We start from the raw sequence: 25,408 nt of genomic DNA, 5'->3' as shown, positions 1-25,408 counted from the left end.
CAACACCCAGCCCTGGTCGTTCGTCGCCGCGGCCGACCACATCGACACCCGGCTGGACCGCGCCAGGGTCCTCCCGGTCGCCGACCCCGGCGGCCACGAGGCCCGCCTGTCCTGCGGCGCGGCCCTGGCGAACCTGCGCCTGGCCCTGCGTGCGGCGGGCAGCGCCGAGGTGACCACCGTCCTGCCCGACCGCGCCGACCCCGACCTGCTGGCCCGGACCCTGCTCGGCGGTCCGCACCGGCCCAGCGGGGAGGAAACCGACCTGGCGCGGGCGATCCCGCGCAGGCACACCAACCGCAGCCCGTTCCTCGACCGCGAGGTGCCGCGGCGGGTCCGCGCCGCGCTGGTGCGCACGGCGTTCGCCGAGGGGGCCCGGCTGCTGGTCCCCGACCACCCCGGTGAGCTGGTCGCCTTGGTCAACCGGGCCGACCACGTGCAGGGTCAGGACGAGGACTACCGGCGCGAGCTGCGGGCCTGGGTGCGGCGCGAACCGGACCGCACCGACGGGGTGCCCGCCTGGGTGGCGCTCCGGGCGCCGTCGCACGAGGGCGTGCTGGTCCCGCGCGACTTCACCGACGGGCGCGACGACGCCGCCGTGGACCGGTTCGAGCAGGACCCGCTGCTGGCCGTGCTCACCACCCCCGGTGACACCCCGCGCGACCACGTGCTCGCGGGCCAGGCGATGCAGCGGGTGCTGCTGCGGGCCGACCACGAGGGGCTGGCCTCGTCGTTCCTGTCCCAGCCCATCGAGGTCCCCGCGGTCCGCTCGGCGCTGCGCGTCCTGGTCGGCGGTGTTCCGCACGCGGTGCTGCGCCTGGGCTACGGCTACGGCAGGCCACCGACCCCGCGCAGGCCGGTCGCCGAGGTCGTCACGGTCGAGACGGGCGGAGGGGACCGGTGAACGCGGAACACGACGCGGGACACGCCGAGCCCGCCCCGCCCGCGGTCGTCGCCGCGGTCGACGGGTCGCCCGCCGCACTCGCCGCCGCCACCTGGGCCGCGGCCGAGGCGGACCTGCGGCGGGTGCCGCTGCGCCTGGTGCACGCCTGCGTCCCGCCGCACTTCTTCCGGCCCGCACCCACCCGCCTGCACCGGGCGTGCCTGTCCGCCCTCGCCGAACAGGGGGAGCGGGCGCTGGTCGAGGCCGCGGCCGCGGTCACCGCGGCGCACCCCGACCTGGAGGTCACCCGGGAGATCCGCACCGGGTCCGCACCCGTGGTGGTGATCGAGGCGGCCGGGACGGCGCTGATGGTGGTCACCGGCGCCCGCGGCCTCGGCGGGTTCCCCGGTCTGCTGGTGGGGTCGGTGTCCGCTGCGGTGGCCGCGCACAGCCCCTGCCCCGTGGTCGTGGTGCGCGGTGAACCGCGGCGGGGCGGCCCGGTGGTGGTGGGGGTCGACGGCTCCGCCGCGGGGGACACCGCGCTCGGGCTGGCGTTCGCCGAGGCCGAACTGCGCGGTGCCCCGCTGGTGGCCGTGCGGGCCTTCGGCGACAACGGGTTCACCACCCTGGGCCCGCCGCCCCTGCTGCCCGCCGACTGGTCCGGCCTGGCCACCGACGAACTGCGGCTGCTGCGGCAGTGGCTCGACCGGCACGCGCCCCGACACCCGGGGGTCGACGCTCGCGCGGTCGTGGCACAGGCACACCCCCGGGACGCGCTGCTGCGCCAGGCCGAGCACGCGCAACTGGTCTTCGTGGGCACGCGGGGCATCCACCTGCTGCCCGGTTCCGGGTTGGGCGCCACCAGTTCCGCGCTGCTGCACCGCGCCCCGTGCCCGGTCGCGGTGGTCCCGGTCGCCCCGACCCGGCCCGCGGACCACAAGTCCCGGGACACCAGTGACCTCGGACCGCGGTGACCGGCCCCGCGCCGCTGCCACTGTGGACCCGACACCTCATCAGCCAGGGAGAAGCCCGATGCGAGCCCAACAGGTCATGTCCGCCCCGGTGGTCACCGTGCGACCCGACGACGGGGTCAAGCGCGCAGCGGAATTGCTGTCCCGACACGGTTTCACCGCGCTGCCGGTCGTCGACGAGGACGACCGGCTCGTCGGGATGGTCACCGAGGCCGACCTCGTGCGCGAGCGCTTCCCCGCCGACCCGCGCTTCCGCACCGCCGAATCCGACGGCGCCCCCCGCCCGCCCGGCAAGGTCCGGGAGGTCATGACCACCCCGGCGGTGGCGATGGGCGCGGGCACCGACGTCGCCGTGCTCGCCAGGACCATGGTCGACGACCGCAGGCGCTGCGTGCCGATCGTCTCCGGCTCCCGGGTCGTCGGGGTGGTCACCCGCCGGGACCTGGTCCGCCTGCTGGCCAGGCCGGACGCCGAGATCGCCGCCGACGTGCTGCACCGCCTCCGCGACTTCGGCGGGGCGGGCCGCTGGCGGATCGCGGTCGACGGCGGTGCGGTCACCATCACCGACTCCTTCGCACCCGACCAGTGCGACCCCACCGACGGCCACGTGGCCAGGGTCCTGGCCGAGGCCGTGCCGGGCGTCGTGCACGCCGAGGTCGCCGGGTGAGCGCCACGTGGGCGCTCACCGCCGACGGTGCCACCGTGTCGGTGCGCGAGCTGGGGGAGCCCGACCGCGACGAACTGCGCGCCCTGCACGCCCGGCTCACCCCCGATGACCGCTACCTGCGCTTCTTCACCCTCTGCCGGGTCAACGTCGACCGCTACGTCGACAGCCTCACCGCCGCCGACGGGGTGGGCCGCCCCGCCTTCGGCGCCTTCCGCGACGGGCACCTGGTGGCCGCCGCCAGCTACGCCGCCGACCCCGGGGCCGACACCGCGGAGTTCGCCGTCGTCGTCGACCACGACGACCAGTCCCACGGCCTGGGCACCCTCCTGCTGGAGTCGCTGGTCGCCACGGCGCGCTCCCGGGGCCTGACCGCGTTGACCGCCGACGTCCTCGCCACCAACCCGAGGATGCTCAGGGCGCTGACCGACCTGGGCCTGCCGCTGCGCTGCGAACGTGACGACGACGTGCTGCACGTGACCGTGCCGCTGGCCGACACCGCCCGCTACGGCGCCGCCGTCGACACCCGCGACCGCAGCGCCGACCTGCTGACCCTCGAACCGCTGCTGCGGCCGAGGTCGGTGGTCGTCGTCGGCGCGGGCCGCTCGCCGCACTCGGTGGGGCACGCGGTCCTGCGCAACCTGCTGCACGGCGGGTTCACCGGGGACCTCGCCGCGGTGAACCCGCACGCCCGCGAGGTCCTCGGCGTCCGCAGCCACCAGCGGGTCCGGGACCTGCCGTTCGCGCCGGACCTGGCCGTGGTGTGCGTGCCCGCCGACGCGGTGGTGGCGGTGGTGCGCGACTGCGCCGAGCACGGCGTGCGCGCCGTGGTGGTCACCAGCTCGGGCCTGTCCGCCCGCCCCGGGGCCGCCGACGCGCTGCGCGCGCTGGTGCGGACCCACGGCATGCGGATGGTCGGCCCCAACTGCGTCGGGGTGCTCAACACCGACCCGGCGACCCGCCTCGACGCGACCTTCCTCGACCGGGTGCCGCCGCCCGGGCGGGTGGGTGTGGTCACCCAGTCCGGTGGGGTGGCCATCGCGCTCGCCCACGACCTCGGCCGGGTCGGCTGCGGCATCTCGGCGATGGTCTCGCTCGGGGACAAGTTCGACGTCAGCGCCAACGACCTGCTGCACTGGTGGACCGCAGACGAGGGCACCGGGGCCGTCGTCGCCTACCTGGAGTCCTTCGGCAACCCGCGCAGGTTCGCCAGGCTCGCCGCCGCGCTGGCCCGGCGCAAGCCGCTTGTGGTGATCCGGGCCGGGATCTCCGCGGCCGGGGTCCGCGCGGCCGGATCGCACACCGCGGCGCTGACCAGCCCACCGGTCGCCGTGGCAGCCCTGTACCGGCACACCGGCGCCACCGCGGTCGACGGCATCGCCGAGGCCGTCGACGTGCTCACCCTGTTCACCACCCAACCGCTGCCCGCCGCTCCCCGGGTCGCCATCGTCTCCAACGCGGGCGGGATCGGGGTGCTGGCCGCGGACGCCTGCGCCCGCCACGGCCTCACCGTCGCCGAACTGCACCCCGGGACCAGGGCCGAGCTGTCCGCGTCGCTGCCCGCCGGGGCCGCCGTCGGCAACCCGGTCGACACCACGGCGGTCGTCGAGGAAAAGGTGTTCACCGCGGTGGTGGCCCGGGTGGCCGCCGACGACGGGGTGGACGCGGTCGTGGCGCTGACCGTCCCCACCGCACTCGGCGACCCGGCGGGTGGGCTGGGCCCGGCCGCGCGGGCCGCCCGCGAATGCGGCGTGCCGCTGCTGTTCGTCCGGCCCGGCCAGGCCGTGGGCGTCATGCGGGAGACCCGCGGGGCGTGGTCGTCCCCGTCTACGCCGACGTGGAGTCCGCCGTGCGCGCGTTGGCCCACGCCGCTGACCGCAGGGCGTGGCTGGACCGCCCGGCGGTCGCCGCCGCCGTGCCCGACCTGGACGTCCCCGCCCTGCTCGCCACCGCCGACCGGATCGCGGCGAAGTCCTCCGCGGACGGGTGGTCCGACCCCGCGGCGAGCCTGGACCTGGTCGCCGCAGCAGGCGTCCCGGTGACCGCGGGGCACCTCGTCCCGGTCGGGGCCGCGGTCGCCGAGATCGTCCGGGTGGTCGGCGAGCACGGGCCGGTGGCGGTCAAGGCCGTCACCGACGGCCTGCTGCACAAGGCCGCCGAGGGCGGGGTCCACCTGGGCGTCGTTGACGACGGGGGCGCGCGGGCGGCGGTGACCGCCCTCGTCGACCGCTTCGGTGACCGGCTGCGCGGGGTGTTCGTCCAGCCCATGGTCGAACTCGGCGCGGAATGGCTGGTCGGGGTGCGCGGCGACGCCCGGTTCGGTCCGCTGGTGGTGTGCGGACCCGGCGGCAGCGCCACCGAGGCCGGGTCCGGGCACCGGGTCCGGCTGTGCCCGCTCACCGAGTCCGACGTCGCCGACCTGGTCGCGGGCGCGGACCGGCCGCACGAGCTGGCCGACGTCGTCCGGCGGGTGGCCCGGCTCGCCGAACTGGTGCCGTCGGTGCGCGAGCTGGACCTCAACCCGGTGGTGATCGGTGCCACCGGGGTCAGCGCGGTCGACGCCCGGGTGCGGCTGGTGCCCACCGCCGCGACCGACCCGCTGGTGCGCGGCTGGCCCGGATGAGTGACCAAGGGCTGGTTGCCGGGGCTCACCGCCGGTGCCAATCTGGGATCACCCCACACTCGACGGAGCAGGAGCGCAGATGCGCGACGAGTCCCCGCCCACCGCCAAGGCGACCGACCTGCTGTCGGGCCTGCGGCTGGACGAGCTCATCGGCGAGGTGCACGACCGGCTCGGCGAGATCATGACCACCCGGGACAGCCTGCAGGGCCTGCTCGACGCGGTGATGGCCGTCGGCGCGGGCCTGGAACTCGACTCGACCCTGCAACGCATCGTCCGCGCCGCCACGGAGCTGGTCGACGCCCGCTACGGCGCGCTCGGCGTGCTCGGTGAGGCCGGTGGGCTGGCCCGGTTCGTGCACGAGGGCATCGATGCCGAGACCCGGTCGCACATGGGGCACCTGCCCGAGGGGCGGGGCCTGCTCGGGCTGCTCATCGAACACCCGGAACCGATCCGGGTGCCGGACCTGCGCGAGCACCCCGCCTCGGTCGGCTTCCCGGCCAACCACCCGCCGATGACCTGCTTCCTCGGAGTGCCGGTGCGGGTGCGCGGGGAGATCTTCGGCAACCTCTACCTGACCGAGAAGCGCGGCAGCGCGGAGTTCACCGCCGACGACGAGGCCGTGGTGCAGGCCCTGGCCGCCGCGGCGGGCGTGGCGGTGGAGAACGCGCGCCTGTTCGAGCGCTCCCGGGCCAGGGAGCGGTGGCTGACCGCGGCGGCCGAGGTGAACACCAGCCTGCTGGCCGGGGTCAGCCAGGAGGAGTCGCTGCACACCATCGCCCGCCGGGTCACCGAGCTGACCGGCGCGGACTGCACACTCATCCTGCTCGCCGACAGCTCCCGCGACGGTGAGCTGGCCGTGGCCGCCGCCGAGGGGACCCTCGGCGAGGGGTTGGACACCGCGGACCTCCGCGCCCTGGGTGACCTGCTCGCCGACATCGGCGACGCAGGCACTCCGCGGCTGGTCGCCGACCTCGCCGCCGTGGCGGACGGAACCGGGGTGGCGCGACTGGGACCCGCCATCGCCGTGGCGCTGCGGACCGCGGGCGGAGTCCTGATCGCCCTGCGGGAAAAGGGCGGACGGCCGTTCGGCGTGGACCTGTCACCGCTGCTGGCCGCTTTCGCCGGGCAGGCCGCCGTGGCGCTGGAACTGGCCGAGAAGCAGCGCACCCAGCGGTTGTTGGACGTCCTCGCCGACCGCGAGCGCATCGCCGAGGACCTGCACGACCACGTCATCCAGCGCCTCTACGCCACCGGGATGAGCCTGCAGGGGACGTTGCGCCGGATCACCGACCCCGACGTGCGGACCAGGGTGCACCGCGCCGTCGAGCAACTCGACCAGACCGTGCGGGAGATCCGCACCTCGATCTTCGACCTGCAGGCCGTCGACGGGGCCGAGAGCCTGCGGCGCCGCCTGCTCGACATCGCCGCCGAGGTCGGTGCCGACGCCGAGACCTCGCCCGCCGTGACCATGTCCGGCGCCATCGACACCCTGGTCCCCGCCGCGGTCGGCGACCACGCCGCGGCCGTGCTGCGGGAGGCGCTCAGCAACGCCGTGCGCCACTCCGGCGCCTCGACGATCACCGTCTCGGTGCACGCCGGGGACGACCTGCTGGTCGAGGTCGCCGACGACGGTGTCGGCCTGGGGGAGCCCACCCGCCACAGCGGCCTGACCAACCTGCGCCACCGCGCCGAGCAGTGCCACGGCCACTGCGACGTCGAACCCGCCGAGGGCGGCGGCACCGTGGTCCGCTGGCGGGTCCCCCTGCAGTGAGCGGCTACCGCCTGCCGCGGCGCAGTTCGGCCGCCAGCACCGCGGCCTGGGTGCGCCGCTGCATCTTCAGCTTGGCCAGCAGGTGCGAGACGTAGTTCTTGACCGTCTTCTCCGCCAGGAACATCCGCTCGCCGATCTCCCGGTTGGTCAGCCCCTCGCCGATGAGGTCGAACACCGTCCGCTCCTGGTCGGTGAGTTCCGCGAGGGGGTCGGACTCGGTGCGTTCGCGGCGGATGCGGTCCAACAGGGCCGAGGTGGTCCTGGGGTCGAGCAGCGACCCGCCCGCCCCGACCGTGCGCACCGCGGTCACCAGGTCGGTGCCCAGAACCTGCTTGAGGACAAAACCCGACGCCCCGGCCAGGATCGCCTCGAACAGCGCCTCGTCGTCGGCGTAGGAGGTCAGCATCAGGCAGCGCAGGTCCGGCAGCCGCGACCGCAGCTCCCGGCACAGCTCCACCCCGCTGCCGTCGCCGAGCCGCACGTCCAGGATCGCCACGTCGGGGGTGGCCGCGGGCACCCGCACCAGCGCCTCGGCGACCGAGGCCGCCTCACCGACGATCTCGATGCCGGGCTCGTCGAGCAGTTCGGCCACCCCGCGCCGCACGATCTGGTGGTCGTCCACCAGGAACACCCGGATCCCCATGTTGCCGCCTTCCTCGTCGTCCCGCACGACTGTAGGCCGGACACGGGGGTTCCCGCGTGCGCCGGTGGGCGGAGGCGGGCAGGGACTTTGGTCCCTGCCTCAACCGCGGCGCGCGTCGAGCACCGAGTCCGGCGACCGCCGAGGGGTGTGCGGCAGTTCCCCCGACCCCGGTGCGGGCCAGCCGACCCGCAGGATGATCTGCGGCACGGCGTCCGCGGCCAGCACCGCCGTGCGCAGCAGCTCCCGGATCTCGGGGACCTCCATGGGCTGGGTCAGCGGGCACGTCGCCAGCCGCAGCGCGGTCGCGGCCAGCAGCACGGCGCTGGTCGCCTCCCCGGCCCGCAGCCGCGACTCGCCGTCGTCGGAGCCGGTGCCCAGGACCAGCAGCTCCCCGCCGTTGTCGGCACCGGGGGAGGGCAGCAGCGCGGGCGCGGAGAACTCGCGGACCACCAGGTCGCCGACCCGGGTCGCCGCCGGGGTGCTGCGCGCGGGCACCCCGTCCGGTGACCCGGCGGGTCGGCCGCTCCACCGGGCCAGTTCGCCGAGGTACCGGTCGTCGGCGCTCTGCCTGCGGTCGGCTTCGGCGATCAGCACCCGCAGCGCCCGCCGCGCGCCGGTCGAGCGGACCACCTCGGCGACGACGCCCTCGCGGGCGGCGCGCTCGACCAAGACGTCGAGGGTGGCGCGGTCGAGCGCCCGGGAGGTGTAGGCGCGGCGGTCGCTGTGCCTGCGGGTGATGGCCACCGCGTCGGCCATCCCGCCCTGGTCCGACACCGCCCGCCGGGTGGTCACGGCGGCGAGGTGGTCGGGGTCGGCGCGGTCGGGCATCCGCGTGGTGCTCGTCGCCCAGCCGAAGGCGGCCAGGGCCACCCGCAGGTGGTGCAGCGCGGCCCCGCAGCTGATCAGCAGGTCCCGGCCGTCGGGGTCGGTGGCGGGCAGCGCCCGGTCGCGGTCGGCGAACAGGTGCACCGCGCCCGCCGACAGCCGCCACCGCCAGGGTTGGGTGTTGTGCACCGACGGCGCCCAGCACGCCATCCGGACGGCGGCTCGCAGGGTTTCCTCGTCGGGAACCGCAGCGACCGCGCTGGGGTTGTTGTCGGGCACGTCAGCGGACACGGTCAGGACCTCCTCGCACGACCCGCGCGAATCGGGCCAGGACTCCAGGCTGCGCCGCCGCCGGGCCCGCGCACAGGGCGGGTGGTCCCGGCCGGGCAGGGACCATCGGGGTTGCCGCGGCCCACCGGTGGAACGCCTCGACCGCGGTGGGCAGGGTCGGGAAGACCAGGTCCCGGCCGATCCGGTCGACCAGCCCCGCGCGCGCCAAGTCGTCCAGCGAATCCTGCTTCACCCTGGCCAGCGCGACCACGATGCCCCGGGCGGCCAGTTCCGCCCGCAGGTCCTCCAGCGCGTCGATGCCGGTGACGTCGAGGTCCGCGTTGGCCTCGGCGTTGAGCAGGAACCACCGCACCGGCGGGTCGGCGGCGTCGACCGCGGCCAGTGCCCTGCCGCGGAAGTCCTCGGCGTTGGCGAAGCACAGCGGGGCGTCGTAGCGGTAGACCAGCAGACCGGGCACCGGGCTCGCGCCGGGGTGGTCGGCGACGTCGTGCATCCCCGCCATCCCCGGTACGTACCCGAGCACCCCGTCGTGCGGTCGCGCCACCCGCCGCAGCAGGTCCAGGATGGACAGCGCGACGGCGATCAGCACGCCGTGCAGCACGTCCAGGACCACCACCGCCGCGGTCGTGCCGAGCGCCAGCACCAGCTCGCTGCGCCGGAACCGCGCCAGCCTGCGGAACTGCCCCACGTCGACCAGGCGCAGCGCGGCGTGCACGACGAGCGCGCCCAGGGCGGCGCTCGGGAACACCGCCAGCAGGCCACCGCCCCAGAGCAGGACCGCCGCGACGAGCACCGCCGCGACCACCGAGTGCAGTTGCGAGCGACTGCCCATGGCGTCGCCGATCACCGTCCGGCTGCCGCTGCTGCTGACCGGGAACCCACCTGCCAGGCCCGCGGCCACGCTCACCGCGCCCAAGGCGTACATCTCCCGCTCGGCGTCCACCCGGTAGTGGTTGCGCGCGGCGAAGGACCGGGCGGTCAGCATGGTGTCCGAATAGGCCACCACCGCCACCCCGACCGCGGGTACCGCCAGCGCCACCAGATCCGCCCCCGACACGGCAGGCACACCCGGGTGCAGCCCGGCCACGTCGACCGCGCCGACCATCGCCACGCCGTGCGCGCCGAGGGAGAACACCGCGGCCACCGCCGCCGCGCCCAGGATGCCCAGCAGCGGCATCGGCGCTCTGGGCAGCAGGAAACCGCCGAGCAGCAGGAAGGCGAGCGTGCCCGCGGCCAGCAGCACAGTCGGCGGGTGCGCCTGCCCCGCCACGCCCAGGAAGGACCGGAACTCCTCGGCCGTGCTCGCCCCCGACACGCCGGTGCCGGTGACGCGCCCCAACTGCCCGACGACCATCATCACCGCGACCCCGGCGAGGTAGCCGGTGAGGATCGGCTTGGAGAGCAGGTCCGCCAGGAAACCCAAGCGGGCCAGCCCGCCCACCAGGCACACCACCCCCACCATGACCGCCAGCGCGGCGGCGAGCGCCACGTGCCGGACCGGGTCGCCGTGCGCCATCGGCGCCACGACCGCCACGGTCATCAGCGCGGTCGTGGACTCCGGCCCCACCGACAACTGGGGCGAGGACCCGAGCACCGCGTAGAGCGGCAGCACCACCACGACCGTCCACAAACCCAGCGCGGGCGGCACCCCGGCCACCTGGGCGTAGGCCATCACCTGCGGCACGAGGTAGGCGGCCACCGTCACCCCGGCCAGCACGTCCGCCCTGGCCCAGCCCCTCGTCCGTCGCTTGCGCACTGGTCGAGCATGCCCCGGCCGGACACCGGTGCCCGGTGTCGAAGGTCCCCGCCTTCCCCTTCCTCGGTCCCTGTCGACCCCCGCGGGCCGGGGGCAGCGTGGGCACCGAGAACGAGGAGAGGAGAGGCGATGTCGACCACATTCCCGGTGGCCCACCCCAGGGCCGTCGGCCGCCCCGACGAGGACATCAAGTCCGAACTGGACCACCAGGTGCTGCCCGCCGTCCCCGGCGTCGACACGTCCCTGGTGCACACCCTCGTCGAGGACGGCACCGTCTGGCTCGTCGGCCGCCTCGACTGGTGCGGGCAGGCCGAGGTCGTCCGCGACCGGGTCGCCGAGGTGCCCGGTGTCGTCACCGTGCGGGACCGCCTGCGCTGCGTCTGGGACGACCACCCCGTCTACCGGTGGCACCCCCACCTCCCGCGCTTCGGCGCGCACCGGGCGAACGCGGGGAGGAACCGGTGAGCACCGCGCCGCGCGGGTACAGCCGCCGCCTGCCGTGGCGGTCCGTCGCTGTGACCGCCACCGGTTTCATGGCCCTCTGGGCGTTGGCGGGGGCCGTGGGCCTCGCGGGCGGCGGTCTCGACCTCGGCGCCGAGGTCGAGCAGCGCCTGCCGTTCGGGAGCCCCGCACTGGCAGGCCTCGCCCTGCTCGTCGTCGTGGGGCTCCCGATGACGTGGACCGCGGTGCTGACGTGGCGGTGGTCCCCGTCCGCCACCACCGCCGTGCGGGCCGCGGGCGCGCTCCTGGTGGCCTGGATCGTGGTGGAGACGGCGGTGATCCGCGAGGTCCACTGGCTGCAACCGGTGTGCCTGGCCTACGGGCTGGCCCTCGTCGCACTGGGCAGGCGGTCCGCACGGGCGAGGTGATCCGGTGGCGGGCCGCCACGAGTACCCGCCTCGACGCCGGACTCGCGCCTGGCGGCTCTCCGCTCGCCGGGCGGTCGTGGACCGACCGCCCGGCCCCGGGTCAACGCCGCGGGTCCGCGGTGATGTCGACCGCCATCGCGTCGGGGATGGTCACCGCGGTGTCGTCCCAGGTGTAGCCCAGCGCGTTGACCACGTCCACGACCCCGTCGACCTGGCGGACCAGGCTGCCGACCACCGAGACCCAACTGCGCCGCTCCACCGTGCCGCCCAGGCGCACGATGCCGTCGGACACTCGGATCTCCAACGTGGTCGGGTCGACCCCCAGTGCCCGGCGGAAGACCTCCCGGTCGATGTCCTCGGCGATCTCGTGGTCGGGGCGCAGGAACACCCGCAGCACGTCGGAGCGGCTGACCACCCCCACGAACTTGCCGGTCCGGTCGACCACCGGCAGGGTGTGCACCCGGTTGCCCGCCATCAGCTCCACCATCGCGGCGAAACCGGTGTCGGTGTGCGCGACGGCAGGCTCGCTCGTCATGACCCGCAGAACCATGCGGTGCTGCACGGCAGCCTCCTTCTCCTCGGTTGCCCACCGACGCCAAGCGGGATCGCGCGGCGGGCGCCGCGGGCGAAAACCCCCGGTGGCCGACCCGGAGGTCCTGGGACGACGGGACCTCCGGCGGTGCGCGACGACGGTTCGCCCGTGGTTCGCGCGGAGGGCGCGGGCGCCTGCCACCCGACCCGGGACCAACGGCCCGGCGCGACGGGGCACGAGGGGTGCGGCCACCGCGCACCGGTCGTCGCGACCCTGGGGCGGACAGCCCGAACCCCGGAATTCTCCGCACACCCGGAAGAAGGACACCGATGAGCACCGACCGCGCTTCCACGCCGGGCCCGGCTCTGCACGCCGCGCCGGCCGCGGCGGTGCGCGCGCCGTCGCGGTACAGCACCCAGCCGTGGTGCTGGGAGGCCGCCGGGGTCCGGGTGCGCCTGTGGCTCGACCGCACGCGGCTGCTCGTGGTGGCCGATCCCGAGGCGCGCGAGGCACGCCTGGCCTGCGGGGCGACCCTGTTCAACCTGACGGTGGCGTTGGGGGCGGCAGGCCGGTCGAGCGCCGTGCGCCTGCTGCCCGACGACGCGGAACCGGACCTGCTGGCCGAAGTCCTCCTCCTGCGCGGCAGACCGCACCGCACGACAGCGCTGGAGATCGCCCTGGCGGGAGCCATCCCGCACCGCCGCACCAACCGGGGCCCCTTCCTGGGCCGCACGGCGTCGTTGACCGATCGCGCGGCACTGTGCCGGGCGGCGACCGCCGAACGCGCCCACCTCCGACTCCTCGACATCCCCGCGGACTCCGCCCCGGTGCTCGACCTGGCCCGCCGTGCCGCGCTGCTGCTCGAACAGGACCCGGCCTACCGCGTCGAACGCGATTTCTGGACGGGTTCCGGCCACCCCCCCGGTGCCGATCCGGGGCCACGCGCACCCGGTGCGCGACTTCGGCGGCGACGCGGCGGGCCACGTGACCCTGGTCGATCGCGACCCGTTGCCGGCGGTGCTCACCACTTCGACCGACAGCCCCCGCGAGCAGCTGGTGGCAGGTCGTGCCCTGCAACACGTGTTGCTCCGCGCCCACTGCGCCGGGATTGCCGTCTCCCACCTCGCGACCGCCGTCGAGGCACCCGCGGTCCGAGCCGCCCTCTCCCGCCTGGTCGGCGCCGTCCCGCACGCCGTTCTCCGGCTCGGTTTCGCGGCTCCCCCGACCCCTTCGGCTCCGACGCCCCGCCGCCCGCTCGCCCAGGCCGTCACCTACGCCGCCGCCGTGCGGGCGCGGTGAACCCCACCCATCAGAACAGGAACCACGATGACCGTGCGCCACAGCTCCGCCTTCGACACCGCCGCCCACCGCGCCCACCGGTGGGTCGACCAGGTCGCCGCGGGGTTCCCCACCGCCGACGAGGTCTTCGTGCACCGGGTCGTGCGCGCCTGGCTGCACCTCGTCCGCGATGAACTGGCCGTGCCCGCCGCCGCGCGCTTCGCCTCCCAACTGCCCGAACTGCTGCGCGGGACGTTCTACGAGGGCTGGAAACCCGAACACGTGCCGTACCGCTCGGACCCGAGGACCTTCAGCGGTCGCTTCGCCGAGGCCGCGGGCATCCGCGGCAAGGACGTGCCCGAGGTGCTCTCGGTGGTGACGTCCCGGTTGGACCTGCTGATGAGCGGCAGCCTCGTGGACAAGGTCCTCGGCACGCTGCCCGCCGAGCTGCGCGACCTGCTCCGCGGCGAGGCGGGCGATTCCTGACGACCGCGCGGTCCAGGCGCGGGAACACAACGATCGAGACCAGGAGAGACGATGACCGGAGAGCTGCTGGGGCCGAGGACCACGCACGACCCGGGCGGGTCGGGTGATCCCGCCGACCGGCCGGGTGAAGCGATGCGCGTGCGCGACGTCATGACCCGCCCGGTGGTGACCGTCCGCCCGGAGACCCCGTTGCGGCAGGCGGTGACCCTGGTGACCGAGTGCGGGTACGCGGGTCTGCCGGTCGTCGACGACGCCGGGAGGGTGACGGGCGTGGTGGGTGAGTCGGAGTTGTTGCGGTGCGTGGCCGCCCCCGGCCTGGGGGCGGACCGGGCGGTGGGTGAGGTGATGGTCCGCCCGGTGGAGGTGGTCGGTCCGGACGCGGAGGTCACCGCGGTCGTGGACACGATGCTCGCGACGGGGACGCGGTGCCTGCCGGTGGTCGAGCGCGGCCTGCTGGTGGGGGTGCTCGCCCGGCGGGACCTGCTGCGCACCCTGGTCCGGACCGACGACGTGGTGCAGGCGAAGGTCCGTGCCCTGCTCGACGACTACGCGGGCAGCAGGCGCGGGTGGACCCTCGCCGTCGTCGACGGCGCCGTCACCGTGTCCGGGGACTTCGCCGACGACGCCGAGCGCGGCCTGGTGGTGGCGCTGTGCCGCACCGTCGCCGGGGTCCGCTCGGTCCACCTCGACCCGATCCCCGCGTCCGCCCTCGCCTGGGACGACTGATCCCGCAACACGGTCCCGGTACCAGCACGGCGGACGCCGCGGTGCGCATGGTAGTGGTCACCGCCGGAGAAGACGCCCACCACACCCGCTTGCCGTCTTCTCCGGCCGCCCCGCAGCCACCATGATCACCCCATGACCTCCCGTTGGCAGCAACTCGGCATCGACATCGACCACATGGTCAGAACCGTCCTGGAGGAAGTGCCGCTCCACCCGGATGTTCCGTCCCAGGCCGGTCGGCCCTACCTCACCGTCTACCAGATCGCCATCAGGCTCGACGCACGCTTTCCCGAGGTGCGTCGAGCGCTCGGAAGTGATGTCGAGGTCGGTGGTCGGGACATCGGTGTACACCACAGCCTTGCCAGCCGTCTCGGTCAGTACCTCGTGGCGTCGGTGAAGAGCCCCGACAACCACGACATCGAGGGCGCGGTCATCAGCCCGGCGCATGTCGCCGCCTTCGAGTTCACCGGTTCCGATCGCAACCGGATTCGCAGCAGCCTTCCCGAAGCCGGGCTCCCACATTGGATCTTCCGACTTCGCCGCGGCCTGTGAGCCGGCCGGCACGCCTTGTCTTCGTGCTCTCTGCCGAGCACCGCACCTTGGTGGCTCGGTCGTCGGCCGGTGCATTGTACTGGGCCGAATACTCCGGAAATTCTCATTTCCACAAGCAGTTCGGGTTCGCGCACGTCACCCGGGCACGAGAATCGGTCACGCCCGGCCCGACTCGCGGCGCCATATCGCGTGGTCCACCTCCCACGGCCTTGACGCGGTGGTCGTCTCCGGCAAGCATCCACAGGTACGACAGGCGCGCGCCTGCGCCAGGGCCGGGTACTTCCGCAAGCCGCCGCTCGGTGTCGACCAACCGGCCCGGATCGGCGAGCAGTCCGGCGACATCTCCGATCCGGTGCACACCGACGCCGACCAAGACCTGTGCGCAACGGATCGCGGCCTCTGCCTTGAGGATTCCTCCACGTGGGCTGGTGCGGCCGCGGCTGCGAAAAACCTCGTCAGCGAGCCGTTCTGCGCCGAGTCGGTGCCCGACATCCGCCAAGGTGTCCACAGGAACCTCACGACCGGTACCGATCACCTCATCCGCGGTTGCCGCAGGCAGCAACGGGTCTATCAGCGAGAAGTGGTCAGCATGGGCGCGGCACACGCGCACGACGCCACCGTAGCGGGCATTGATGGAGAACACCGCTTCCACGACGCACAACGGCAGGTGCGTCCACCGGTTCCCGCGCGACCGGAGGGTCAACTCGGTGGCCGCGGCTGCCGCTAGTCTGTCGATTTCGCCGATCATGGTTCGAGCCTCTCCGTCTCCCGGGCTGCGCCGCAAGTGCTGCACACGACCAGTTGTTCCGAGACCGGCTGCCAGAGAGAAGTCGCCGTGATGGTCCACTGTCGTGGAGCTACCGCCGAGCCCGCAGGTCGCATCCCTCCGTGGCCCATGTCCGACAGGCACAAGCCCAGCGCAGCCCGCACACCGCCCTGCTTCCTCGGCCGAAAGTCCCGCGGGGGTGGTCTTCTCTGCCCTGGAGCCGCTCCACCCGACCGGCCACCGTGGACGCATGATCACCGCCGCCACACCGCCGTCCGGGTTCTCCCGGTGCCCACAGCGGCCACGACTGAACGCAGACCGGAGGGCCTCGCCACCACCGAGGCGGCGCGCAGGCTGCGCCGGGACGGTCCCAACCGACTTCCCGCTCCCCGCCGCACCCCGGTGGTGGTGGTCCTGGGCAGGCAACTGGTGCACTTCTTCGCGCTCATGCTGTGGGCGGCGGCGCTGCTCGCGGTCGTGGCGGGCATGCCGGAACTGGGCGTGGCCATCGCGGTGGTCGTGGTCGTCAACGCCGCGTTCTCCTTCGTCCAGGAGTACCGCGCCGACCAGGCCGCGCAGAGACTGCGCGACCTGCTGCCGGTGCGGGCGAGCGCGCGCCGCGACGGGCACACCGTGGTCGTCGCGGCGGAGGAACTGGTCGTCGGGGACGTGGTCCTGGAGACCGCGGGGGACCGCGTGTGCGCCGACGCCGTGGTCGTGAGCGGCTCTGGTTTCACGGTGGACGAGTCGATGTTGACCGGGGAGAGCGTGCCGGTGCGGCGGTCGCCGGGGGAGCGGCTGTGCGCGGGGACCTACGCCGTGGAGGGCACCTGCGTTGCCGAGGTGGTCGCCACCGGAGCCGGAACCCGGCTGGCATCCGTGGCCGCAGTCACGGCGAACGCGACCAAGCTGCGCAGCCCGCTGGCGACGCAACTGCACCGCGTCGTGCTGGTCATCGCCGCGGTCGCGCTGGTGGTCGGCGCCGTGTTCTTCGGCATCGCGCTGCTGCTCGGGCTCTCGGGGACCGACAGCTTCCTGTTCGCGATCGGGGTGACCGTCGCGCTCGTGCCCGAGGGCCTGCTGCCGACCGTGATGCTCTCGCTCGCGGTCGCGGCGCAGCGGATGGCGGCCCGCAACGCGCTCGTGCGCCGCCTGGAGGCGGTGGAGACACTGGGCGCGACCACCTTCGTCTGCACCGACAAGACCGGCACGCTCACCCGCAACGAGATGACCGTCGTGCGCGTGTGGACACCGGCCGGTGAAGTCGAGGTGTCGGGCAGCGGCTACACCATCGAGGGCTCCGCGACCGGCCCCGACGCCGCCCTCGCCGTGCTCCCCGCCCTGGCCGACACCGCCGCCCGCTGCTCCCCGGACGCCCGGGTCATTACGCGAGCGGGCCGCCCGCAGCCGGTCGGTGACCCGATGGAGGTCGCCCTGCACGTCCTGGCCGCCAAGACCGGGGTCACCGCGGCCCCGCAGCCCACCGCGCGGCACGCGTTCGACCCGCGCAGGCGGCGTTCCTCGGTGCTCGACCACGACGGCGTGCACGTCACCGGGGCCCCGGACTCGGTGTTCCCGCTGTGCCGCGCGGTTTCCCCCGACGCGCACGCGGCGGTGGACGCGCTGAGCCGCCGCGGCCTGCGCGTGCTCGCCGTCGCCCACCGGGCAAACCCGAGGCGAGCGGACGCGGACTCCGCGACCGCCGCCGAGAGCGACCTGGACCTGCTCGGTCTCGTGGCGTTGCAGGACCCGCCGCGCCCGGACGTGGCGGACGCGATCACCGCGTGCAGGCAGGCAGGCGGGCATCAGCATCGGGATGATCACCGGCGATCACCCCGGGACGGCGGCTGCGATCGCGCGGGAGGTCGGCCTCGCACTGCCGGACGCCCCCGTGCTGACCGGCGCCGAGCTGCCCACCGACGAAACCGCGTTGGCCGGGCTCCTCGACCACGACGGGGTCGTGGTCGCGTGGGTGGCACCCGAGGACAAGCTGCGCATCGCCCGCGCCCTGCAATCGCGGGGGCACGTGGTCGCCATGACCGGTGACGGCGTCAACGACGGCCCCGCCCTGCGCGCGGCCGACATCGGTGTCGCGATGGGCGCCTCCGGCACCGACGTGGCGCGCGAGGCGGCGGACCTGGTCCTGCTCGATGACCACTTCGCCACGATCGTGGCCGCGGTGCGGCTGGGCCGCGCGACCTTCGCCAACATCCGCAGGTTCCTCACCTACCGCCTCACCGACAACGTCGCCGAACTCGCGCCATTCGCCCTGTGGGCCCTCTCGGGCGGGCAGATCCCGCTGGCGATCACCGTGTTGCAGGTCCTGGCGCTCGACATCGGCACCGACCTGCTGCCCGCCGTGGCCCTGGGCGCCGAACCCGCCAACCCCCGCACCATGCGCGGGGCAGCCCGCCGGGGCCCGCTGCTCGACGGCCCCGTGCTGCGCCGCGCGTTCGGCTTGCTGGGCCCGGTGGAGGCGGTCACCGCGATGGGCGCGTTCCTGCTGGTGCTGTGGTCGGGCGGCTGGTCCTTCGGAGCCGAGGCCGACCCCGCGCTGCTGGCCACCGCCTCGGGCACCGCGTTCACCGCGATCGTGCTCGGCCAACTCGGCAACGCGTTCGCCTGCCGCAGCGCGACCCACCGGGCGGGCTGGCGCGGCAACCCCGTCCTGCTGGCCGCCGTCGCGGTCGAGGTGGCTGTGCTGGGTATCTTCCTGTTCGTGCCACCGCTGCCCGAACTGCTGCGCGGAACAGCGCCGACGCCACTGGGCTGGGTGCTGGCCGCGGCGGCCATCCCCGTCGTGCTGCTCGCCGACCTCGCCGCCAAGCGGCACCGGGCCGCACGCGTCACCGATCCCACCCACCGCTCGATGGAGGCAACCCGATGAACAGCCAGGATCGGGCCCGACACCCCGTTGTGGTCGGCGTCGACGGATCACCGTACGCGCGACAGGCCCTGGACTGGGCGATCGCCGAGGCCGTGGGCACCAACCGCCCCCTGCGCGTCGTGCACGCCTTCGTCTGGTCGTTGCTCGGGGTGCCCGACAGGCCGACGAAGACCGCCCCGCACGGTGGGCTCCGCGCGGACGCCCAGCAGCTCCTCGACGCCGCATTGGCCCATGCGCGCTCCACGGCGCCGGGAGTCGAGGTCACCGGCGCCTTCCCGACCGCGACCGCGGCAGGCGCCCTGGTCGAGGAGAGCGCAAACGCCGCCATGGTAGTCGTCGGCGCCCGCGGTCTCGGCGCCGTCGGCAGGCTCCTGCTCGGCTCCACCAGCGACCAGGTGGCCGCGCACGCGCGCTGCCCGGTGGTCGTGGTCGGCCAAGAGCAGGGCGGAACGGGCGGTGTGGTGGTCGGCGTAGACGGGTCCCCGTCGTCGGCGGGCACCCTCGCCTTCGCCGCCACCGAAGCCGCCCGGCTCGGGGTCGCCCTCACCGCCACCATGGTCGTCCCGTCCCTGATCCCCGGAGACCACGAAGTCCAGGTCCGCGACGAACACGACGCACCACTGCACGCGGCCCAACTCGCCGCCGCCACCGAACCCCTGCACACCGAATTCCCCGACGTCCCCGTCCACCTCTCCCTACTGGGCGGACACCCGGGCCGCGTGCTCACCCAGACCGCGGCCGACGCCCGGTTGCTCGTCGTCGGCGCCCGCGGCCACGGCGGTTTCACCGCCCTCCCCCTCGGGGGCACCGGCCGATACGCACTGCACCACGCCCACTGCCCGACAGCGGTGGTCCGCGAGGTGTGGTGAACGGTGGCAGCCCCGTGCGCGGTCGAACCTCATCCACCGCGCACCGGAGTGGAGTACCCGCGGAGCAGACACTCCACTCCCGTCGGATCGCCTCAGAGCAGCCAGTGGATGCGCCACGTCATCTCGAGTGACGAGCGGTGTTCCTCATCGGACCGGGTGAAACGAGCGAAGAAGGTGGCGATGTCAGGTGAGTGCAGGGGAAACGGGTGCTGGCGCCTGGAGGGAGATACCTGTGGGTGGCGTGCGGTTCGCCTTCCACGGGCGGACGTCCACGAGTGATTTTCAGGATCCGGCGACGTCGCGGGCGTGGCAGCGTGCGATGTCGGATGAAGTGGTTGAGGGGTTCGGTGACGTGGCGGTCGAGTTCTTCGACGAGGGCTGTTCACGCCGTTGGTCGTGGGCAGACCGTCCGGCTGCGGCTGCCTTGATGGCCGCTGCGGAGGCTCCCGGTCGTGGATTCGATGCTGTGGTGGTGGGGGAGTACGAGCGGGCTTTCCACGGTGATCAATTTCGGGAGGTGGCAGCCAGGTTGGGCCGTGTGGGTGTGGGGATCTGGCTGCCGGAAGCAGGTGGCCTGGTTGAACTGGACAGCCCCGTGCACCAGGCGTTGATGGTTCTGTTGGGTGCGCAGGCTCGGTGCGTGCGCGGCAGCGGGTGTTGGCGGCGATGCGAGAGCAGACCCGGGTGCAGGGCCGGTTCCTGGGTGGCCGCCCGCCGTATGGCTACCGGTTGGTCGACGGTGGCCCGCACCCGAATGTGATGCATGCGCGATGGGGGCGGCGGGTGCAGGTGTTGGAGCCGGACCCGGAGACCGGGCCATGGGTGCGGTGGCTGTTCACCCAGCGTGCAGCCGGAAGGACAGTGTCCTCGATCGTCCGTGAGCTGAATGACCGCGGGGTTCCGTGCCCATCCAGCGCAGACCCGTCGAGAAACCCGCACCGTTCAGGACAGGGGTGGATCGCCCGCACGGTGGCGACGATCTTGGAAAATCCGTGGTACACGGGTCGGCAGGTGTGGAACCGACATGGCACGAAGGGCCACGGTCGAGGCGGTCGCCCACGTGGACGCGGCTCAGGACTGAGCGGTCGCAACCCGGCGACGGAGTGGGTGGTGTCGGAAGGAACCGCTCACGAGCCGTCGGTCGACGACGCCACGTTCACCGCGGTGCCGGGTATCGGGACGGCGAAGAACGGCGAGACCCGCCGTCACGTATTGGCCGGTTTGGTGGTGTGCGGGGTGTGCGATCGCCGGATGGACGGGCACCGGGTCCATGGTCACGCCGGTTACCGGTGCCGTCACGGGTACACCAGCGCCGGCCCTCGACCCGCAAGGGCGCCGCGCAACGTCTACGCGCGGGAGGAGCACCTCCTCGACGCCCTCCCCGGTCTGCTCGAGGTCGACGGCGGGGACACGGCCTCGAAGCTGATCGAGCAGTTGGCTGAGCGCGGCTTGGAGATCGTCTGCACCCACCACAATCGAGGGCTGAGACCATCGATGACCCAACGGCGGGCGAACGTGCTGACCCGATCAGGGCGGGGTGCTTTGCACTTGGGCTGAAACCACACCGACGCTGCTCGAGCGGACAGCCTGTGATCGACAGTCGGGCACACGGTGCCCCGAGGTCTGCTGGCTGACCGCGGGGCGAATCCGTGGGGTAAAGGAGTGTCCGAGGCCGGAGTTGCACGCTAACCACAACGCTCATCCTCCAGTCGTCATAATGACCGCAACACAACAGGAGCTATTGATCTTTGACAATAAAACAAGCCCGTTCGTAAAGTTCGTCAAATGTGATAACTTCGACATCTTTAATGGACTGCCTGTATTGCTCGAATGAGGTTACTTTTTCCGGATTTGCCAAATTTCGATCGGCAAACTCGCTAAGGCTTCCTATCACTAAAACCTGTCGGGGGCGGGCAGTCGAGATCTCAATGTTTGTTGCGGACCCGTCATCGTCATAGAGCCTGTGCAACTCGCCAGTGACTAGCCGTAGGGCTTTATGGGCCGTTTTTTGCACTTGGGCTACTCCGCCGACGACATCTTTGGAGACTTGATAGACGTCCGGAGCACGATACGGCGTGTTGGCTAGTAGGGGCGTTATATGGGTTTTGATTTCACACAGCAGTAGACTGCTGATGAAGCCCTTGGAGCGCATAACTGCATCACTGCGTTTTCCCGCTCCCGTGAAGATGTTGGCACCGGTTGTAATACGTTCCAGCTTTCCATCGGTCAATGGCGCGCAGGCTACCAGGTTGAGTCCATATCCGAAAATCCACGGATTGTCTTCGAAAAGAGCTTGCCAGACCGCTTCCGGACCTGCGGTCTGACTGCGAACCTGGTTGAAGTATTCTGAATCGTTCAGAAGTCGCCAAAAGCGCTGAAGTTGCGACTTACGGTTGCTGATCAGTTGAATATCTTTTTCCGTGAGACTACCGCCGATTGCAGTCCTGACAGCTTCGAGGAGTTTCGTCCGATCCTGGCCAGCCAGAAGCAGAGTCAACTCGGATTCATTGCTACTGTTCGGCCGGGGTTTGCTTTGAGGAAAGTCCAGTTCAACGCAGTCTTGAAGGAATTGAATGACCCTCCAAAAGTTTTCGTGGACGTCGCTGGTGTCGACAAGCGCCTTAATGTAGTAGGAAATCTCGATGCCAGGTATCATTTCCATGGCAACCGTTCTGGCGATCTTGGCCTTGTCTTTTTTCCACAATTTGATCCTGGGCGTGAGCAACCCATCCCTATTGACAAGGGTGACGTTGCACAAAGTGGCTACTTGCGGTCGATCGTCGAGTCTAAATTCGGTTACCGGGCAATTTCTACGCGTATCATAAAAGTAGGCAAAATCTCGACCTCGAATTTCTAGGTCAGAGAAGTCTTGTGTCGTCACATCAAACTCTGTCCTCGGTGGGCCAATGCGAAATTGTTCTGGCCCAGGAAGGACAGGAATAGTTACCTCGTTTCTCCAATCTTGCGATACGCGGGGCAGTGGTTCGAGTTGGCCTAGGATCAAAAGGGACTGCACATCTTCGCGCTCAAAATGAGCGAGCACGGTTTTTAGTCTTTGCCATATCTCACCGATCACTGTTTCTGTAAAGACAGGCAATAGGACTGAAGGAACGGTGAGAACTGCCTCATATGTGACTGCCTGCCAATTATCGTCAGGAATAGGGTGGTAGTAGCCGCCATCTTGACGCAGCGTTAGAGCGGACGCTCGGACCAGATCACGTGCCATGCCCTCACCATCGCGGTCAAGTAGCGCGCAGGTTTGTCCGAGGACAAGGTCCAGTTTGCTGACCTCATCATCATGGAGCGGCAAGGAGGCTAGCAAACTAGTAGCTTGCACGGGAGTTGATGTGTAAATTGGCCGACCTGATAGAAATTGAAAGCTACGAAGGGCCCATCCGTCCGCCCCCAAAAGGTAATTTAACTTCTCGACACGCAGCAATGTTTGATCGACATCGGGTAGTGCTTCCGGATGTACCACCCGTACGAGGAAATCGAGGAGTTCCTCGTCGGAGCCATCGACAAGTCCAAAATACGGGAAATCGAACACCCAGTCGTCGGGCCAATCCTGTGGGTTGACAACTCGATGCTGAGTAATGTCTTGTCGCGCTGTCTTGAATCGAGGATCTGTCGACGACAGCTTGTCGAGATCGTACAGAGGCTCCAAAAATTCGATCTCGTCGAGTCGCCCCCACCACGGGCCACCATCGCCACGCAGATAGTCGAAAATTTCGCGTCGCGTGAGCAACGTGATCCTAGGGGCATCGTGTGGAGTTGCGGAACCAGCGAACGGAGTCATGACACAAGGATGGACCCTCGCCGGTCTACATGGTAGGCGGATCGACAGATTGGCCCTTGACGTGGCGAACTAGCTCGACCTGGTTAGCTGATCAAGATCAAGACGCAGATGGACCAAAGGAGTCCTGCTGTGGAGCCCCTGGCTAGGAAGACACCAACGTCCCAGTCGGCGTGGCAAGTCGCGCTCAGCTTCGACCTGCGAGACTTCTACGAGACCGTTGACCTGAAGATGCTCTACACAGCGGAAGAGTGGACGGTCAATGTGACCATCCACCTCCATAGTAGGTATGGTGCTGGTTCCAAGGCACGAGTTGCTCGTTAACCACAACGCTGAGGATTAACTGAATTGGCAACCACAACAGTTTCGCTCCAGTCTCTGTTGAGTCGGTATTGTATAAAATGGCCTATGAAAGATGGTGCATCGTGCGCGCGATCTGCTAGTATCGCAAATCACAGTGCGCGCAGCGTCTAATAGTCGCTGTCACGAAAAGGAATGAGTCGAGCCTTGGGCGAGTATCGCAGCGAAATCCGCGACAGCGAAATCCAGCGTTTGGAAGATAAAGTAGCTGGCTTGAAGTACAGCGCCTACCTGCGCAGAGTCACCCTTAAAAGAATCCGAAAGTTCGTTGATAGGGTCGTCAGTTTTGACTTCCCAGTCACTGCCCTGGTTGGCCCCAACGGGGGAGGAAAAACGACGATTCTAGGTGCGGCTGGCTTGGCTTACAAAGGAATTACCCCTGGAACTTTTTTTGCGAAGAGTGGGCGCTATGACGCAAGCATGAAAAATTGGACAATTGAATATGAGATTATTGATAAGACTCTCAATGCCCGCCTGCCTGTGCAACGGACCGCAAGTTTTCCTCAATTGAAATGGAATCGGAAAGCCGTTGAACGGCCCGTATACTACTTCGGCGTATCGCGAACTGTTGCAGCCACAGAGCGTAAAGAGTTGATCAAAGCTATTGGTAGTAGCTTCGTCGCCAAAGGCGAGGTTGCATTGCCGGAGTCTGTCGTCGATGCAGTGGAGAGAATCCTTGGCAAGGACATGCAAGGTTGCAATCGGCTTAATATTGACAGTCAGGGCAGAACCACAATATTCGCAGTCCGAAATTCAGATGGCAGCGAGTACTCCGAATTTCATTTCGGCGCAGGAGAAGCCAGTGTTATTCGGATTGTTTCCGCCATAGAGCAGGCCGACGAAGGTGCAATGATACTAATTGAAGAGATCGAGAACGGTTTGCATCCCATTGCCACACGGCGCATGGTTGAGTACTTGATTGACGTTGCGCTGCGTAAGTCTTGTCAGGTCATATTTACGACGCATAGCAACGACGCTTTGGCACCGCTACCCTCGAAGGCTATTTGGGCTGCGTACGGCGGCGAAGTCCTTCAAGGAAAACTGGACATTAAAGCGCTCCGAACCCTTAGTGGGCAGATTGACGCCAAACTGGCAATTTTCGTTGAAGACGCTTTCGGTGAACTTATGATTGCCACCGCACTGCGTTACCATGGCGGTATTGAGATTGATGCGATTAAGATTCATGCGATGGGTGGCGAAGACCCGGCTTTCAAGGTGAATAAACAACATAACCTCGACCCCACTTCGCAATTCCCTTCTGTATGCATTCTTGACGGCGACCAAGCCGACAAGGTCGACGCTGGAAAAAGAGAATTTGTTTTTCCGGGTGAAAGCGATCCAGAAGCGCATGTTTTCGACTTGGTGTTACAGCACCTCGATGATCTTGCTGCACGTCTAACCGTTTCTTTGCAAATGCCAGTTGGCGCTCAAGAGCGCGTGAAAAAGGTAGTCAGGGATCGTGCTCTCACAAACCGCGATCGTCATCTCATATTTGAACAGATCGGAGAGGATCTCGATTTCACGGCAGGGATGATTGTCTCAAACGCATTCCTTGCGATGTGGGCGCAGAAATTCCCCAATGAGGTCAAAGATTTGATCGCAAATTTCATCAATTTGGCTCCTCTCGCGTAATTTTGATATTGCCGTTTGGGGAAACTGTCGAATCTTTCTCATGAAGTACTAGCGTTCGAGCGCCAGAGTGGAAATTTTCAGCAGGATTGGTGACAACGTTTTTGCTGGTCGCATGACGCTTCAACTTCCGACTACGTGCAATTACTTTTCTTCCGTAGTTGTTAGCATGTTCGGGTGCGGGTGGCGAAGCCAAATTCGGGCGACGGTGCGGAGTGCACGAGTGCTGGCCCAGTCATG

The 25,408-nt window shown here is 70.2% G+C and carries 22 protein-coding genes and 2 pseudogenes; 18 read left to right on the top strand and 6 right to left on the bottom strand.

Features of this window, described 5'->3' with window-relative positions; all coding sequences use genetic code 11:
* The 6 genes from L6E12_RS07170 to L6E12_RS07145 all read left to right on the top strand — a co-directional run.
* Positions 1 to 901 (top strand): nitroreductase family protein (locus L6E12_RS07170; protein ID WP_236227083.1); only part of this gene is annotated, 901 nt, incomplete at its 5' end.
* Positions 898 to 1,854 carry a universal stress protein gene (locus tag L6E12_RS35045; protein WP_236227082.1) on the top strand — a complete coding sequence of 319 codons (957 nt, stop codon included), beginning with the start codon at positions 898 to 900 and terminating at the stop codon, positions 1,852 to 1,854. The genes L6E12_RS07170 and L6E12_RS35045, both read left to right, overlap by 4 nt.
* 58 nt (positions 1,855 to 1,912) lie before the next feature.
* Positions 1,913 to 2,518, top strand: a complete 606-nt coding sequence (locus tag L6E12_RS07160; protein WP_236227081.1) for an HPP family protein — start codon at positions 1,913 to 1,915, stop codon at positions 2,516 to 2,518.
* Entirely contained in the window at positions 2,515 to 4,557 is a 2,043-nt protein-coding gene (locus L6E12_RS07155) for a GNAT family N-acetyltransferase (RefSeq protein WP_308074356.1), read from the top strand. Before L6E12_RS07160 ends, L6E12_RS07155 begins: the two co-directional genes overlap by 4 nt.
* Positions 4,440 to 5,138, top strand: a complete 699-nt coding sequence (locus tag L6E12_RS07150; protein WP_236227085.1) for an acetate--CoA ligase family protein — start codon at positions 4,440 to 4,442, stop codon at positions 5,136 to 5,138. Before L6E12_RS07155 ends, L6E12_RS07150 begins: the two co-directional genes overlap by 118 nt.
* Positions 5,139 to 5,217: 79 nt before the next feature.
* Positions 5,218 to 6,909 carry a GAF domain-containing protein gene (locus L6E12_RS07145; protein ID WP_236227080.1) on the top strand — a complete coding sequence of 564 codons (1,692 nt, stop codon included), beginning with the start codon at positions 5,218 to 5,220 and terminating at the stop codon, positions 6,907 to 6,909.
* 4 nt (positions 6,910 to 6,913) lie between these two features.
* On the opposite strand, the gene L6E12_RS07140 is transcribed toward L6E12_RS07145, so the two are convergent.
* The 3 genes from L6E12_RS07140 to L6E12_RS07130 all read right to left on the bottom strand — a co-directional run bounded on the left by L6E12_RS07140 (position 6,914) and on the right by L6E12_RS07130 (position 10,424).
* Positions 6,914 to 7,552 carry a response regulator transcription factor gene (locus L6E12_RS07140; protein WP_236227084.1) on the bottom strand — a complete coding sequence of 213 codons (639 nt, stop codon included), beginning with the start codon at positions 7,550 to 7,552 and terminating at the stop codon, positions 6,914 to 6,916.
* Between the two features lie 99 nt (positions 7,553 to 7,651).
* Positions 7,652 to 8,668, bottom strand: a complete 1,017-nt coding sequence (locus L6E12_RS07135; RefSeq protein WP_236227079.1) for a nitroreductase family protein — start codon at positions 8,666 to 8,668, stop codon at positions 7,652 to 7,654.
* Entirely contained in the window at positions 8,658 to 10,424 is a 1,767-nt protein-coding gene (locus L6E12_RS07130; RefSeq protein WP_308074353.1) for a sulfate permease, read from the bottom strand. Before L6E12_RS07130 ends, L6E12_RS07135 begins: the two co-directional genes overlap by 11 nt.
* Positions 10,425 to 10,553: 129 nt before the next feature.
* Here L6E12_RS07130 and L6E12_RS07125 point away from each other — a divergent pair, with 129 nt between their 5' ends.
* Together L6E12_RS07125 and L6E12_RS07120 are read left to right on the top strand one after the other, a co-directional pair.
* On the top strand, positions 10,554 to 10,889 hold the full coding sequence (locus L6E12_RS07125) for a BON domain-containing protein (protein ID WP_236227078.1): 336 nt from the start codon (positions 10,554 to 10,556) through the stop codon (positions 10,887 to 10,889).
* Positions 10,886 to 11,293, top strand: a complete 408-nt coding sequence (locus tag L6E12_RS07120; protein WP_236227077.1) for a hypothetical protein — start codon at positions 10,886 to 10,888, stop codon at positions 11,291 to 11,293. Before L6E12_RS07125 ends, L6E12_RS07120 begins: the two co-directional genes overlap by 4 nt.
* Before the next feature lie 100 nt (positions 11,294 to 11,393).
* Here L6E12_RS07120 and L6E12_RS07115 read toward each other — a convergent pair whose 3' ends face one another.
* Positions 11,394 to 11,855, bottom strand: a complete 462-nt coding sequence (locus tag L6E12_RS07115) for a CBS domain-containing protein (RefSeq protein WP_236227076.1) — start codon at positions 11,853 to 11,855, stop codon at positions 11,394 to 11,396.
* 894 nt (positions 11,856 to 12,749) lie between these two features.
* On the opposite strand from L6E12_RS07115, the gene L6E12_RS07110 reads away from it, so the two are divergent.
* The 4 genes from L6E12_RS07110 (at position 12,750) to L6E12_RS07095 (ending at position 14,864) form a co-directional block, all read left to right on the top strand.
* Complete coding sequence (locus L6E12_RS07110; protein ID WP_236227075.1) at positions 12,750 to 13,124, top strand: hypothetical protein; 375 nt, start codon at positions 12,750 to 12,752, stop codon at positions 13,122 to 13,124.
* 27 nt (positions 13,125 to 13,151) lie between these two features.
* Positions 13,152 to 13,589: a DUF2267 domain-containing protein gene (locus L6E12_RS07105; protein WP_236227074.1), complete on the top strand. Its 438-nt coding sequence runs from the start codon at positions 13,152 to 13,154 to the stop codon at positions 13,587 to 13,589.
* 51 nt (positions 13,590 to 13,640) lie between these two features.
* Positions 13,641 to 14,315: a CBS domain-containing protein gene (locus L6E12_RS07100; RefSeq protein WP_236227073.1), complete on the top strand. Its 675-nt coding sequence runs from the start codon at positions 13,641 to 13,643 to the stop codon at positions 14,313 to 14,315.
* A gap of 132 nt (positions 14,316 to 14,447) precedes the next feature.
* Positions 14,448 to 14,864, top strand: a complete 417-nt coding sequence (locus L6E12_RS07095) for a hypothetical protein (RefSeq protein WP_236227072.1) — start codon at positions 14,448 to 14,450, stop codon at positions 14,862 to 14,864.
* Positions 14,865 to 14,967: 103 nt separating this feature from the next.
* Here L6E12_RS07095 and L6E12_RS07090 read toward each other — a convergent pair whose 3' ends face one another.
* On the bottom strand, positions 14,968 to 15,612 hold the full coding sequence (locus L6E12_RS07090) for a hypothetical protein (protein WP_236227071.1): 645 nt from the start codon (positions 15,610 to 15,612) through the stop codon (positions 14,968 to 14,970).
* A gap of 90 nt (positions 15,613 to 15,702) precedes the next feature.
* On the opposite strand from L6E12_RS07090, the pseudogene L6E12_RS35040 reads away from it, so the two are divergent.
* From L6E12_RS35040 to L6E12_RS35310, 5 genes and pseudogenes are all read left to right on the top strand, one after another.
* Positions 15,703 to 16,821: pseudogene (locus L6E12_RS35040) on the top strand (HAD-IC family P-type ATPase); the annotation flags it as partial.
* Positions 16,822 to 17,446: 625 nt separating this feature from the next.
* Positions 17,447 to 18,517 (top strand): HAD-IC family P-type ATPase, encoded by a 1,071-nt coding sequence (locus L6E12_RS35035; protein WP_304523860.1) that lies wholly within the window; start codon positions 17,447 to 17,449, stop codon positions 18,515 to 18,517.
* Positions 18,514 to 19,386: a universal stress protein gene (locus L6E12_RS07080; protein ID WP_236227070.1), complete on the top strand. Its 873-nt coding sequence runs from the start codon at positions 18,514 to 18,516 to the stop codon at positions 19,384 to 19,386. The genes L6E12_RS35035 and L6E12_RS07080 overlap by 4 nt, the downstream gene beginning before the upstream one ends.
* Positions 19,387 to 20,052: 666 nt before the next feature.
* Positions 20,053 to 20,493: pseudogene (locus tag L6E12_RS35315) on the top strand (recombinase family protein); the annotation flags it as partial.
* Positions 20,494 to 20,496: 3 nt separating this feature from the next.
* The gene (locus tag L6E12_RS35310; protein ID WP_236227087.1) at positions 20,497 to 20,943 is read left to right on the top strand and encodes a zinc ribbon domain-containing protein; all 447 of its coding nucleotides are present in this window, start codon (positions 20,497 to 20,499) and stop codon (positions 20,941 to 20,943) included.
* Between the two features lie 181 nt (positions 20,944 to 21,124).
* Here the strand turns inward: L6E12_RS35310 and L6E12_RS07065 are convergent, their stop codons facing one another.
* Positions 21,125 to 23,182, bottom strand: coding sequence for a Shedu anti-phage system protein SduA domain-containing protein (locus L6E12_RS07065; RefSeq protein WP_236227069.1), 2,058 nt, complete (start codon positions 23,180 to 23,182; stop codon positions 21,125 to 21,127).
* Positions 23,183 to 23,686: 504 nt separating this feature from the next.
* Here L6E12_RS07065 and L6E12_RS07060 point away from each other — a divergent pair.
* Positions 23,687 to 25,171, top strand: coding sequence for an ATP-dependent endonuclease (locus L6E12_RS07060; protein WP_236227068.1), 1,485 nt, complete (start codon positions 23,687 to 23,689; stop codon positions 25,169 to 25,171).
* Positions 25,172 to 25,408 lie beyond the last annotated feature (237 nt).

This window comes from Actinokineospora sp. PR83, assembly GCF_021056305.1.
Classification (GTDB): Bacteria; Actinomycetota; Actinomycetes; order Mycobacteriales; family Pseudonocardiaceae; genus Actinokineospora; species Actinokineospora spheciospongiae.
Note: the sequence above shows the minus strand (reverse complement) of the source record. Positions and strands in the feature narration are given on the sequence as shown.